General features: G+C 67.9%; 9 protein-coding genes. 5 read left to right on the top strand and 4 right to left on the bottom strand.

Translation table 11 applies throughout. The annotated features are described in order from the left end of the window. Positions 1 to 81 precede the first annotated feature (81 nt). Positions 82 to 1,641: a DNA recombination protein RmuC gene (gene rmuC, locus G579_RS0102380; RefSeq protein WP_028988908.1), complete on the bottom strand. Its 1,560-nt coding sequence runs from the start codon at positions 1,639 to 1,641 to the stop codon at positions 82 to 84. A 1,170-nt stretch (positions 1,642 to 2,811) separates the two neighbouring features. After that, on the bottom strand, positions 2,812 to 3,111 hold the full coding sequence (locus G579_RS18925) for a hypothetical protein (RefSeq protein WP_155989713.1): 300 nt from the start codon (positions 3,109 to 3,111) through the stop codon (positions 2,812 to 2,814). Between G579_RS18925 and G579_RS18920 the strand changes: the two genes are divergently transcribed. After that, complete coding sequence (locus G579_RS18920; protein ID WP_155989712.1) at positions 3,104 to 3,946, top strand: hypothetical protein; 843 nt, start codon at positions 3,104 to 3,106, stop codon at positions 3,944 to 3,946. The genes G579_RS18925 and G579_RS18920 overlap by 8 nt on opposite strands. A 95-nt stretch (positions 3,947 to 4,041) precedes the next feature. Here the strand turns inward: G579_RS18920 and ligA are convergent, their stop codons facing one another. Next, positions 4,042 to 6,063 carry an NAD-dependent DNA ligase LigA gene (ligA, locus tag G579_RS0102360; protein WP_028988906.1) on the bottom strand — a complete coding sequence of 674 codons (2,022 nt, stop codon included), beginning with the start codon at positions 6,061 to 6,063 and terminating at the stop codon, positions 4,042 to 4,044. A gap of 170 nt (positions 6,064 to 6,233) precedes the next feature. On the opposite strand from ligA, the gene G579_RS0102355 reads away from it, so the two are divergent. Together G579_RS0102355 and G579_RS15360 are read left to right on the top strand one after the other, a co-directional pair. After that, a complete protein-coding gene (locus G579_RS0102355; RefSeq protein ID WP_028988905.1) occupies positions 6,234 to 6,821 on the top strand; it encodes a hypothetical protein in 588 nt (195 codons plus the stop codon). 64 nt (positions 6,822 to 6,885) lie between these two features. Next, entirely contained in the window at positions 6,886 to 7,584 is a 699-nt protein-coding gene (locus tag G579_RS15360; RefSeq protein WP_051180731.1) for a histidinol-phosphatase, read from the top strand. A 9-nt stretch (positions 7,585 to 7,593) separates the two neighbouring features. Here the strand turns inward: G579_RS15360 and smc are convergent, their stop codons facing one another. After that, positions 7,594 to 11,124, bottom strand: coding sequence for a chromosome segregation protein SMC (smc, locus tag G579_RS0102345; protein ID WP_028988904.1), 3,531 nt, complete (start codon positions 11,122 to 11,124; stop codon positions 7,594 to 7,596). Positions 11,125 to 11,205: 81 nt separating this feature from the next. Between smc and queF the strand changes: the two genes are divergently transcribed. Together queF and G579_RS15355 are read left to right on the top strand one after the other, a co-directional pair. Next, on the top strand, positions 11,206 to 11,595 hold the full coding sequence (queF, locus tag G579_RS0102340; protein ID WP_028988903.1) for a preQ(1) synthase: 390 nt from the start codon (positions 11,206 to 11,208) through the stop codon (positions 11,593 to 11,595). Between the two features lie 5 nt (positions 11,596 to 11,600). Beyond that, positions 11,601 to 13,016, top strand: a complete 1,416-nt coding sequence (locus G579_RS15355) for an FGGY-family carbohydrate kinase (protein WP_051180730.1) — start codon at positions 11,601 to 11,603, stop codon at positions 13,014 to 13,016.

Raw genomic sequence — 13,016 nt, 5'->3', positions numbered from 1 at the left:
CTGGGGTGGTGCCGTGCCCTTCCTTCGTCCCGCCGGGTCACGCGCTGAATCGAGCCCAGCCCAACCCGCCACCCCTCAGAATCAATCCTCTCCCGTCCCGTCGTGCACCACCGTCAAATGCGCCCGCGCCAGATCCTCCAGTTCCACCTGCTCGATCTTCTGGAAGCGTTTGCTGATCTTCTTGGCGGAGATGCCGACCTGGTCGATGTCCTGATTGGCTTGGCGGATGTGGTTGGCCAGCGCGTCCATGCGCTGCTGGAAGAGCTTGAAATCCTTGGATAGGCCGGCCAGGTGTTCCTGGATGATGTGCACCTGCTGGCGGGTGGCGGCGTCCTTGAGGACGGCGCGGGCGGTGCTGAGGATGGCCATGAGGGTGGTGGGCGAGCACAGCCACACCCGGGTGCGGTGGGCCTCCTCCACGAGATCGGGATGGTGGGCGTGGATCTCGGCGAAGATGGCTTCGGCCGGGATGAACATCACCGCGCCGTCGGCCGTATGGCCAGGGATGATGTACTTGCCGGCGATGTCCTGGATGTGCTTGCGGATGTCCACCTTGAACTGGCGCTCGGCCTGCTTGCGCTCGCTCTCCGGCAGGTGGATGTCGGTCATGCGCCGGTAGCTTTCCAGGGGAAATTTGGCATCGATGGCGACGTGGCCGGTGGGCTCGGGCAGGAAGAGAATGCAGTCCACCCGCGTGCCGTTCTTCAGCGTGTGCTGGACGGCGAAGCTGGACTCGGGCAACACGTTGCGGATGAGGCCATAGAGCTGCACCTCGCCGAAGGCGCCGCGCGAGCGCTTGTCGGTGAGCACCTCCTGCAGGCTGATGACGTTGCCGGACAGCTCGGTGATCTTTTTCTGCGCCTCGTCAATGAGGGCCAGCCGCTTGACCACGTCGGCAAAGGTGGCGGTTGTCTTCTCGAAGCCCTCGGACAGGCGCCGCTCCACCTGGCCGCTGATTTCCTGCAGGCGACTGTCGGTGGTCTGCGTCAGGCCCTCCACGCGCTTGCCCAGTTCCTCGGCGTTGCGCGCCAGCGCCTCCGCCACTTGCCGCTGCACCAGCTCCATGCCGGCGCGCAGGCTGTCCTGCAGGATCTTGAGGGCTTCGCCTTGGCGGATCTCGAAGTGGTTCTGGTTGGCGGCCAAGGCCGCCTGCAGTTGCTCGCGCAAGGCGGCCAGGGCCTGCTGCTGGCCGTCATGGCCGTCGTTGAGGCTGGATGCCACCGCCTTTTGCAGCGCCTCGAAGCGTTCCAGCAGGATCTCGCGCAGCTGCCCCGCCATGTCCGCCTGCGCGCCCAGCGCCTCGCCGAGGCGGCGCTCCAGCCCCTGCTGCAAGCTGGCGAAGCGCTCCAGCAGGGTTTCCTGCAACTGGTGCATGGCCGCCAATTGCTGCTGCTGCGCGGCGGCATGGCCGTCGCGCAGGTGTTGATCCAGTTGGCGCACCACCTCTTCCACATTGCGCGCCCGGCTTTCCGACTGCTGTCCCAAAGCTTCGGCGCGACGGCCCTGTTCGTCCATGCGCGTTTCCTGGCGCAGCAGGGCATCGCGGATCTGCGCCTGCTGGCGAGTCAGCTGCATCACCTGCCACAACAATATCAGTACGGGCAGGAGCACGAGCGCGGCAATCAGGGCTTCGATGGACATGCGATAGCTTCCACAGGATACGTGCGCACATCCTAACCCGGAAAGCCGCCTTTCCCCAAGCGCGCGCCTCTACCAGGACGCCCAGCCGGCATTCATCCGACCTATTCCCCTGTCCACCCGATGGTCAAGCCTTACAATGGGGGCCGAGCGGCATGGCGACCGCAGGGGTTGCCAGGCTCGACGAGAGGAGAACAGCGATGCATCGCCTTCACTTCAAACATTTCATGCTGCTTGGACTGCTCGCTTTGGGCACGGCCGCCTGCGCCACAACTCCTGCCGCGTCGGGCACTGGCAGCAGCACGGGGCAAACCGGTGCTCAGCAGCCCGGCAGCGCCGTACCCGGTCCCAACCCCACCCCGAACCCGTTCCCGGGCTCCGGCTAGGACGGGCCTGACTCGACGGCGCCCGGTCGGGCGCCGTGCCCGTGACCACGAATAAAAGTCCTTCTGCTTTGCCGCACGCAGAATGCTTGCCCTGCTTCCGGCAGCTTCATTCCGCCACATCATCCCCATAAAGCGGCTTCGATTCGGCCCCGCTTGCAGACGACCCTGCGAAAATACCGCGTTCCAGGCAGCCCGGAACCCGCCGTCCTCGGGCGGGATAATTTGGGTGTTGCCGATAAAGCCCGGCCAACACTCCCAAACGGCTTTACGCGCAGGATATCTTGGGTTGACATTGGCAACAGCTTCAATCAAGTTTCAGTGAAGACATCTTATCTTTGACAAACGTCGAAATCGCCGGCCAAGAAAATCATAGCTTGCTAACTTTAATCAGATGTTATCCAAGAAATATCTACAAACCATGCTTTATAGGACAAATTTGGTTTTTTAATCGGTCCAGATCTTTATCTTAAAATATCCGACAAAATACCTATCTTCTGCAACTCTAATGCCGTCGGCGAGTCTGAGACCGAGTCGGGTTGCAGGCGTCAGCCAGGGCCCGATGACTTGTTAACTGCATAGCGGATTGACTTGCGAGTTGATCTGATCTTTGACGCACCAAGCTGCCCATTCACCGAAACCGGTGAAATGGACTGAAGCTAAGGAGACGCATGATGATAAACCGCAATCTCATATTGGCCGCTCTGGCTGGTTCGATTTCTCTGGGCACCGCGTCGATGGCCTCCGCCCTCGATCGGCACGGTGACCATGACGCCGTTTCGAAACAGGCTCAGGCAAACGCCCCTGCAGCCATTGTGTTGAGCATGGGCTCCAAGGAGAAGGACAAGGGAGCGACCGGATCGAGCACAGGGTCGGCCAACACCGCCGGCTCAGGCTCCGGTTCCAGCGCCGACACCGGCATGAGCACTTCCGGCAACAGCGACAGCTCCACCGATGCCGGCACCGGCGCCAGCGGGACGGGTTCCAGCATGGGCAGCGGGAGCGGCACCAGCTCCGATAGCCCGGGCAAAAGCGGCACTTCGGGTAGCGGCAGCGGCGCCGGGGTGAGCGGCGGCTCCAGCATGAACACCGTGCCTGCCAAGGACCAGCGCGCTTCCGCCGGCCTGAACATGCATCTGGCCGCAGCGGACAGCACTACCGGCTCCAGTTCCAGCACCAAGAAATCCAGCAAGAAGTCCAGCGAGGAATCCAGTACCTCCACCGGTGCCGGCAGCCGCTCCAGCATGGGCTCCGGCAGCGAGGGCGGTGCCGCGGGCGGGAGCACCGGCTCCAGCACCGGCAGCGGCATGGATTCCGGTACCGGCAGCTCGACGGGCGGCAGCAGCAACGTTGAGACCGATGGCTTGGGCACGGGCGGCAAGAGCGGCGCCGGCGTGAGCGGCGGCTCCAGCATGAACTTCACGCCCGGCAAAGGCTACCAAATGGCTGCCCTGCAACTGGCCGGCGGCAGCTCCAGCAAGAGCTCCGATGGTGCGGGCTACCGCTCCAGCATGGGCACCGGCAGCACAGGCGGTGCCGCCGGCGGCGGCACGCCCTCCAGCAGCGGCACGAGCTCGGTGGAATCCGGCAGCAGCATGGGCACCGGCTCCAGCACCGGCAACGGCATGAGCAGCGGCACCGGTTCCAGCATGGGCTCCGGCACCGGCGCCGGCGAGGCCGATCAGGCTGGCCCGGGCAGCGCCAGCGGCACGCCGGGGGCAACCGGCGCGGGATCCATGGACGGCACCGGCATGGGTGCCGGCTCCAGCACCGGCGCCGGGGTCGGATCCAGCACGGGCACTGACACCAGCACGGGTGCAGTCACCGGCTCCAGCGTGGGCACCGGCACCACCACTGGTACCGGCACTTCGTCCGGCAGCACGAGCCCCATGGGGCCGATGAGCCCGTCGGGCACCGCACCCTAAGCAGCTGCTTGTCGCAAGTGGGTTAAGATCCGTCTCAACCTGGCTCAAAGGCCCCGTCGCATGGCGGGGCCTTTGAGCATTGAGCGTCCCGCCTTTCAGTCCTGCTGCAGCATCTCCAGGAACGCCCTCTCGTCCAGCACGCGTACGTCAAGCTCCCGCGCCTTGTCCGCCTTGCTGCCCGGTTCCGCGCCCACCACCACGTAATCCGTCTTCTTGGACACGCTGCCGCTGACCTTGCCGCCCAAGGATTCGATCCGCTCGCGAGCCTCGTCGCGGGTCAGGGTATCGAGGGTCCCTGTCAGCACGAAGATCTTGCCGGCCAACGGCGACTCGGCCATCGGCCGCAGCTCCGGCGGCCAGTGCACGCCCGCCTGACGCAGCGCCGCGATGACTTCCTGGTTGTGGGGCTGCAGGAAGAAGTGGCGAATGCTCTGCGCGACCACCGGCCCCACCTGGGGCACCCGCTGCAGGGCCTCCTCGTCGGCCTGCATCAGGGGATCGAGATCGCCGAAGTAGCGGGCCAGGTCCTTGGCGGTGGCCTCGCCCACTTGGCGGATGCCAAGGGCGTAGAGAAAGCGCGGCAGGGTGGTCGACTTGCTGGCCTCGATATGGGCCAGCAGCTTGCTCGCGGACTTCTCGCCCATGCGCTCCAAGCCGGCCAGATCGGCTTGGCGCAAGGCGTACAGATCCGCCACGGTGCGCAGCAGGTCCTTGGCGACCAACTGTTCCACCAGCTTGTCGCCCAGGCCCTCGATGTCCATGGCCCGGCGGGAGGCGAAGTGCAGCACCGCGCCGACGCGCTGGGCCGGGCAGTAGAGCCCGCCCATGCAGCGGTGCGCGGCCTCATCGGGCAGACGCAGCACCTCCGAACCGCAGACCGGACACTGGGCCGGCATGTGCCATGGCTGCGCGTGGGCGGGCCGCTTTTCCGCAATGACGCCGACCACTTCGGGGATCACGTCGCCGGCCCGGCGGATGATCACCGTGTCGCCGATGCGCACGTCCTTGCGTTCCACCTCGTCCTGGTTGTGCAGGGTGGCCCGACTGACCATGACCCCGCCCACCGGCACCGGGCGCAGGATGGCCACCGGCGTCACCACGCCGGTGCGGCCCACCGACGGGAAGATGTCCTCCACCACCGTGGTCTCCTCCTGGGCCGGAAACTTGTGGGCGATGGCCCAGCGCGGCGCGCGCGCGGTAAAGCCCAGGCGCTCGCGGGCGGCGAGATCGTCCACCTTGTACACCACGCCGTCCACCTCGAAAGGCAGATCGTTGCGCCGGGCGGCCATGTCCCGGTAGTAGTCCAGACAACCCGCCGCGCCGCGCACGCTGTGCAGATACTCGCTGACCTGAAACCCCCAGTCGCCCAGCCGCGCCAGCACCTGCGAGTGCTTGGGCGCGATGGATGCGGACACGGCGCCGATTCCCCAGGCGAAGAAGCGCAGCGGCCGGCGCGCGCTGACGCGCGGGTCCAACTGGCGCAGGCTGCCGGCGGCGGCGTTGCGCGGATTGGCGAAAACATTCTCCCCCTGCTCCTCGCGCTCGCGATTGAGCCGCGCGAAGGCCGACTTGGGGATGACCACCTCGCCGCGCACCTCCAGGAAATCGGGCCAGCCGGCGCCATGCAGCTGCAGGGGTACGTTGCGAATGGTGCGCACATTGGCGGTGACGTCCTCGCCCTCCACGCCGTTGCCGCGCGTGCCGGCGCGCAGCAGCGCGCCATGCGCGTAGCAGATGGTCACCGACAAGCCATCGAACTTGGGCTCGGCCGTGTAATCCACCGGCCCCTCCACCCCCAGCGCTTCGCGCACGCGCCGGTCCCAGTCCAGCACCTCTTCCTCGCTGAAGGCATTGGCCAGGGAGATCATGGGTATCTCGTGGCGGATGGTGACGAAGGCGCTCAGCGGCTGGGCGCCGACCCGCTGGGTGGGGGAATCGGGGGTGACGAGTTCGGGATGCGCGGCTTCCAGACGCTCCAGCTCGCGCAGCAGGCGATCGTACTCGGCGTCGGAGATGACCGGCTGGTCCAGCACGTAGTAGCGGTAGTTGTGCTCGTTGATTTCACTGCGCAGCGCCCGGAGGCGGGTGCGCACGTCGTCGAGGGATGCCTGGCTCATGGACTTTCCTGCGGGATTTGAAGGATTCTGTCAGCTGCCGGCTGGCCGCACCGGACGCGAAACATGCACTTTGCCGTTCAATTATCGGACTTATCGGCGATTTTCCTTCGAGGGCGGTCGTGCTCAGCTATACTTTTTCGAGACCATCACTGCCGCCACGGAGTCGCCACATGAACAATACCACAACCGCCTCCAGGCGGTCTCCCGCCCGCACCTTCTGCCTGGCCGCCATCGGCGTTCTGCTGCTGCTGGCGGGCGCCTTGTATCTCTGGAAGCTGTGGACCGAGCGCAGCGCCGGGAAGCAGCTCGAGGCGCAACGGACGGAACTCGCCAGGCAAGCCGCACAGGCACTCAACGAGCAGACTGTCGAGCTGCTGCGCTTTTCCTCCATTCCACTGGCCTGGGCCATCCGCAGCGAACTCATCAACGCCAACTACGACCAGATCAACCGCTATTTCAACGAGTTCATCAAGGAGCCTTATCTCCGGCAGATGGCCTTGGTGCGGCCCGACGGCACCATCGTCCTGGCCACCAACAAGAAGCTGGAGGGCCAGGAGATGGCCGCCGTCTTCCCGGCCGGGCTGATGCAGCAGGATCGGGTCGTGGTCGACCGCGACGAGCGCGGCGACATCCGAGTGGCGGTGCCCATCATGGGGCTCAACGAAAAGCTGGGACTGCTGGTCGTCACCTACGCGCAGGACAGCGTGCAGAAGAAGCTGGCCGGACTGGCGCCCGCCGGCGCGGGCGGCGGCTCCTGAACCGGGAAATTGCGCTGGCAGGGCCTTGTGCGTATCCTCTGCCTTTTTCCGGTGGAGACCCCGCATGCCTCTGGCCCTGTTCGACCTGGACAACACCCTCCTGCGCGGCGACAGCGATCACGCCTGGTGCGAGTTTCTCATCGATTTGGGCGTGCTGGACGGCGAGCGCTTCCGCGCGCAGAACGAGCGCTTTTACGCCGAATACGTCGCCGGCACCCTGGATATCCACGAGTTCCTGGACTTTCAGCTGAAGCCCCTGGCCAGCCACTCCCTGGCGGATCTGCGCCGCTGGCATGCGCAGTTCCTGGAAAGCCGCATCCAGGCCATGATCACGCCGGCGGCGCGCGCCCTGGTGGAGCGGCACCGCAGCCGGGGCGACGAACTGGTCATCATCACCGCCACCAACAGCTTCGTGACCCGGCCCATCGCCGAAGTCTTCGGCATCCCCCACCTCATCGCCACCGAGCCCGAAGCCATCGGCGAGCGCTACACCGGGCGCGTCTTCGGCACGCCCTGCTTTCGCGAGGGCAAGGTGACGCGCCTGCGCCAATGGCTGGAAAACACCCACCACAGCCTGGCGGGCAGCCACTTCTACAGCGATTCCCACAACGACTTGCCCCTGCTCCGCGAAGTCGAGCATCCAGTGGCCGTCAATCCCGACCCGCAACTGCGCGAGCACGCTGAACGGGCCGGCTGGCCGATCCTGGACCTGAGCGGCGAGCGCATTCAACAAGAAAATCCGTCACTTAGAACCGGAAACTGAAGCGTCGCCTCAGGCCACGCCCGCCATGCGGGCCGCCTCTTCAACGTCCACGCTGACGATGCGCGACACCCCGGGCTCGGCCATGGTGACGCCGATCAGGTGATCGGCCAGTTGCATGGTTACCTTGTTGTGGGTGATGAAGAGGAATTGGGTCTCGCCGGACATCTCCCGCACCATGTCGCAAAAGCGTCCGACGTTGGCCTCGTCCAGGGGCGCGTCCACCTCGTCCAGCACGCAGAAGGGCGCCGGATTGAGCTGAAACAGGGCAAACACGAGCGCCACCGCCGTCAGTGACTTCTCGCCGCCGGACAAGAGGTGAATGCTGCTGTTGCGCTTGCCGGGCGGACGCGCGGTCACGCTGACGCCCGCCTCCAGCAGATTGTCCTCGGTCAGGGCGAGCCGGGCTTCGCCGCCGCCGAAGAGGCGCGGAAAGAGCGCCTGGAAATTCCGGTTGACCGCCTCGAAGGTTTGCTGGAAGCGCTCGCGGGTCTCCTTGTCCATGCGCCGGATGGCCGCCTCCAGCGTTTCCAGGGCATCGTTTAGATCGGCGTATTGGGCATCCAGATAACCCTTGCGTTCGGCCACCTGCTGCTGCTCCTCGATGGCGGCCAGGTTGACGTTGCCCAATGCCCCGATGCGCCGCCCGAGCTGCTCCAGCCGCGCATCGATCTCATCCAGTGACAAGGCGGTCAGGGCTTCCAGCATGCGTTCGACGTCGACCTGCTCGCCTTCCTCGGGACCCACGTAGGGCAGCAGTGCCGCCAACTGCTGGCCCAGCTCCTCGGCCTTGGCCATGCCGGCGCTCAGGTGCAGCTCGGCCGCCTGTACCTGCTGGCGCAGCCGCTCGCCTTCGTGCGTCACCTGTAGGCGCATCTCCTCCACCTGGCGCAGCTGCGCCTCGATGCTTTCCTGATGATTGCGGGCCTCGCGCAGCTGCGCCTCCAACTCATCGCGCTGCCGCAGACAGGCCTGCAAGCTCTCCTCGAGCGCCGGCCTTGCCGCACTGCCGGCCGCCTGCGCGGCTTCGGTCTGCTGCAGGCGCGCCAGGCACTGGCCCAGGCGCTGCTCGGCTTCGGTTTTGGCGGCCTGCTTGGCCTTGGACTCCACCTGCAGGCCCTGCATTTGCAATTCGAGCTGGTGCAGGCTTTCGCGCAGGCGCGAAAACTGGCTGCGCTGGATCTGCAGGTGCTCGCGGGCGCGGCTCCTCGCCTCCTGCGCCGGCTCGAGCTGGCTGTCGAGATTGCGCAGGCGGCTGTCCGCCACCGCACGCGCCTGCTCGGCCGCGCGCAGGCTTTCCTCCACGGTGGCCGCCTGCTCATCCAAAGCCTGTAGTTCCTCGGCAACCTGCTGCATGCGCCGGGCGTGGGCGGCCTGCTCCGCCTCCCGACGCGCCAGATCCGCCTGCAGGCGCCCGAGCTGCTGCTGCCGTTCCTGCAGCTCCCGCCGGGCCAGGTTCAGGGCCTGCTCCAACTGCGTCAACTCCTGGCGCAGGCCCTCGCGCGCGCCGCGCGCCGCTTCATGCACGGACTCCAGCGCGGCGACTTCGCCGGCCAGGTGCATCACCTCCTCGCGCTTGCGCAACAGGCTGTCCTGGGCTTGGCCGCGGTCCCATTCGAAGGAATGCCGGCCCAGCAGAACGCCATCCGGCGTGATCCAAAACTCGCCGACCTGCAGCGTGCCGCGTGCGCGCAGGGCACCGTCCAGGTCCGGCGCGCAGCGGATGCCGGCCAGCCAGCCGGCCAGGGGATTGGCGCCGCTCCCCTGCCAGTGCAGCTTGTGCAGCAGGGCGTCCGGCGTGGGCATCGACACTGCGCCGGCGCCGGCTTCGAGCAGGGCGAACTGACCGTTCTTCTGCCGCCCCAACCAGTCGCGCGGCAGCGCGGTCTCGAGATCATCCACTTGCAGCGCCTTCAGGCGCCAGCCCAGCACCGTTTCCACCGCCTGCTCCCAGCCGGGCTCCACCTGGAGCTGTTCCAGCAGCATGCGCGCCTGGTCGCCCAACTGCTCCGCCAAACGCTTCAGGCCCTCGCCGGGGCGGCTCATGGCAGCAACGCTTTGCTCCAACGCCTGCCATTGGGCGCGTCGGGTCTGGTAGCGCTCGCGGCTGTCGTCGAACGCCTTGTCCGCTTGCTCCACGTTGCGGCGCAGCTCGCCCAGGCGGGCCAGCAGCGCCTGTTCCTGATCACGGGCAGCGGCCACGGCGGCCTCGAGGGCAGCGCACTCGCCGCGCAAGCCGTCGGCGGGTACTGCGGCCGGCGCGGCGGCCTCGGCCTGCAGGCGCTGCCGACGTTGGTGCAGGTCCTGCAGGCGCGCGCGCAACTGCTCCAGGCGCGCGCCCTGCACCTGCACCTCGCGCCGGAAGCCGTTGGCCTCCTGTTCCAGGGCATTGATGTCCCGCTCCGCCGCCGTCAGCTCGCTCTCGGCCTGATGCAGCGCGTCGCGTGCGGTGCTTTCCTCGCTCCGCGCGGCGGCCCGTTTCGCCTCCAGGTCGCGCAGGCGCTTGTCCGCTTCGGTCAGGTACTGGTCCAGATCCGCCGCTTGCCGGCGCATCTCGGCCTCCTCGCGCAGCAGCTTGTCCCGCTCGGACTGCAGTCGCTGCTCCTCCTGGGCCAGGTGCGCCAACTGCTGCTCCAGGCGCGCCAGCTCGGCGGCGCTGGCGTAGTAGCGGCCCTGGGCGTCGTTGGCCTGTGCCTGCGCCTGCTGAAAGGCCTCGCGCTCACGCAGGCCCTGCGCCTCCAGGCTGCGCAGGCGGGCGGTCGCTTCCTCCAGTTGGATGCGTAGGGCGGCCATGTCGGTCCGGCGGCCATCCATCTCCGCTTCCAGGTCCGTCAGCCGGCGGCGCAGGCGGGCCGCCTGCAGCTGCCGCTCCTCGGCCTTGAAGGCGCGGTAGCGCCGGGCCGCCTCCGCCTGCCGCTCCAGGCGCTTCAACTGGCTCTCCAGCTCCTGGCACAGGTCGGTGACGCGCGCCAGATTCTCGCGGGTGTGCTCGATGCGCAGCTCCGTCTCCCGGCGGCGCTCCTTGTAGCGGCTCACGCCGCTGGCTTCCTCCAGGAAGGCGCGCATGTCTTCGGGCCGCGCCTCGATGATGCGCGAGATCATGCCCTGCTCGATGATGGCGTAGGCGCGCGGCCCGAGGCCGGTGCCGAGGAAGAGGTCCGCCACGTCGCGGCGGCGGCAGCGGGTCTGGTTGATGCTGTACTGGGAGGTGCCGTCGCGCCCCAGCTCGCGCTTGACGGCGATTTCGGCATAGCCGGCGAAGGGGCCCAGCGCCCGGCCGGCGCTGTTGTCGAAGCGCAGCTCCACCTGGGCGCGGCTGACGGGCGCGCGCGCCTGGGAGCCGTTGAAGATCACGTCCAGCATGCTGTCGCCGCGCAATTGGCGCGCCGAGGATTCGCCCAGCACCCAGCGCAGCGCATCCACCACGTTGGACTTGCCGCAGCCGTTGGGGCCGACGATGCCGACCAGTTGGCTGGGCAGCTCGACGGTGGTCGCGTCCACGAAGGATTTGAAGCCGGACAGTTTGATGCGGCGCAGTTTCATGCAGGGTGCAAGTTTGGGTTTGTGCCTGAAGCCGGATAAAATAGCCGAATTTCAACCAGTTTCTAACACAGGACCCCCAGCGTGTCGACCAAACCCAGCAAAACCCTCGAAACCTTCCCCAATCCCAACCCGGAGCGGGACTACACCATCCACATGGAAATCCCGGAGTTCACCTGCCTGTGCCCCAAGACCGGCCAGCCGGACTTCGCCACTTTCCTCATCGAATACGTGCCCGACGAGCTGTGCGTCGAGCTCAAGGCCCTCAAGCTCTACATGTGGAGCTTCCGCGAGGAGGGCGCCTTCCACGAGGCGGTGACCAACCGCATCCTGGGCGACCTGGTGGCCGCCACCCAGCCGCGCTTCATGCGCCTGACCGGCAAATTCAACGTACGCGGCGGCATCTACACCACCGTGGTCGCCGAGCACCGCAAGCCCGGCTGGCAGCCGCCGCTGAAGGTGGAGCTGCCTTAAGTCCCGTGCTCTTCCTCGGCATCGATTTCGGCACCTCCGGCGTCCGCGCCCTGGCGGTGGACGGCGATGGGCGAATCCGCGGCCAGGGCCGCGCCGCCCTGCCCGAAGCCGTGGGCGAAGACGGGTGGCGCGAGCAGGATCCCGCCCTTTGGCTGGAGGCCCTGACCCAGGCCCTGGCCCAGCTGGCCGCCCAAGTAGGCGCTGCCTGGCGCCAGGCAACCGCGCTGGCGATCGACGGCACCTCGGCGACCCTGGTGCCGGCCGATGCCCGGGGCCGTCCCCTGCGCCCGGCGCTCATGTACCACGACCAGCGCGCCCGCGCCGAGGCGCAGATGCTGGCCGGCCGCTTCCCGGGCAACGGCGCGTTGGCCGGCGCCAGCGCCTCCCTGGCCAAGCTGCTGTGGCTGGCGCGCCACGAGCCCGCGATGCTGGCCGGCTTGCGTCACCTCCATCATCAGGCCGACTGGATCGCCGCCCAATTGACCGGCTGCTGGGGCCGGAGCGATCCCGGCAATGCCCTGAAGCTTGGCCTGGATGCGGCCAGTCTGCGCTGGCCGGGCGCCGTCACGAATCTGCTGGAGGCGGCCGGCATCGATCCCGCCTGCCTGCCGCGCATCGTGCCGAGCGGCGAGGTGTTCGGCGCGCTGCAGCCGGCCTGGGCGGAGCACCTGGATCTGCCTGCCGGCCTGCCCGTGCTCGGCGGCACCACCGACAGCCTGGCCGCCCTCATTGCCGCCGGCGTGCGCACGCCCGGCCAGGCGGCCAGCTCCCTGGGCTCCACCCTGGTGCTCAAGCTGGCCGCCGCCCGCCCCCTCGATGATTTGGCGGCGGGCATCTACAGCCACCGCCTCGGCACCCTCTGGCTGCCGGGCGGCGCCTCCAACGCCGGCGGCGCCGCCCTCCTGCGCCACTTCAGCCCGGCCGAGATGGAGGCGCTCACCCTGCAACTGCGGCCGGAACGGCCGACCGGGCGGCTCTGCTATCCCCTGCCCGCCGCCGGAGAGCGCTTTCCCCTGAACGACCCGGCCTTCGCCGGCACTCCCCCGCCCGCGGCCGGCCCGCTGACGCGCTTCCAGGCCCTGCTGGAGGGGCTCAGCTACATCGAGGCCTGGGGCTACCGGCGCCTGGCCGTGGATGCCCCGCCGCAGGCCGTGCTGACCCTCGGCGGCGGCACCCGCAACGCAGCCTGGATGCAGCTCCGCGCCAACGTGCTGGGGCGGCCCGTGCTGGTCCCCGATTGCCCGGAGGCGGCCCTGGGCGCGGCCATGCTCGCCGCCGTGCCGCAATTCGGCACGCTGGCCGCGGCGCAAGGCGCGCTGGCGCAGCCGTGCCGCCGTTTCGAGCCCGAGCCCTGGGTGGTGCCGCCGTTCCAGGAGCGGCTGCAGGCTTTCATCGACCGCTTCGCGCCGGCCCACCGCTGA

The organism is Thermithiobacillus tepidarius DSM 3134, from assembly GCF_000423825.1.
Taxonomy (GTDB): domain Bacteria; phylum Pseudomonadota; class Gammaproteobacteria; order Acidithiobacillales; family Thermithiobacillaceae; genus Thermithiobacillus; species Thermithiobacillus tepidarius.
Note: the sequence above shows the minus strand (reverse complement) of the source record. Positions and strands in the feature narration are given on the sequence as shown.

What these genes read in the sequence shown, in the direction of transcription:
- rmuC (WP_028988908.1), bottom strand. Translation starts at nt 1,641, where the DNA reads ATGTCCATCGAAGCCCTGATTGCCGCGCTCGTGCTCCTGCCCGTACTG.
- G579_RS18920 (WP_155989712.1), top strand. Translation starts at nt 3,104, where the DNA reads ATGAACACCGTGCCTGCCAAGGACCAGCGCGCTTCCGCCGGCCTGAAC.
- ligA (WP_028988906.1), bottom strand. Translation starts at nt 6,063, where the DNA reads ATGAGCCAGGCATCCCTCGACGACGTGCGCACCCGCCTCCGGGCGCTG.
- G579_RS0102355 (WP_028988905.1), top strand. Translation starts at nt 6,234, where the DNA reads ATGAACAATACCACAACCGCCTCCAGGCGGTCTCCCGCCCGCACCTTC.
- G579_RS15360 (WP_051180731.1), top strand. Translation starts at nt 6,886, where the DNA reads ATGCCTCTGGCCCTGTTCGACCTGGACAACACCCTCCTGCGCGGCGAC.
- smc (WP_028988904.1), bottom strand. Translation starts at nt 11,124, where the DNA reads ATGAAACTGCGCCGCATCAAACTGTCCGGCTTCAAATCCTTCGTGGAC.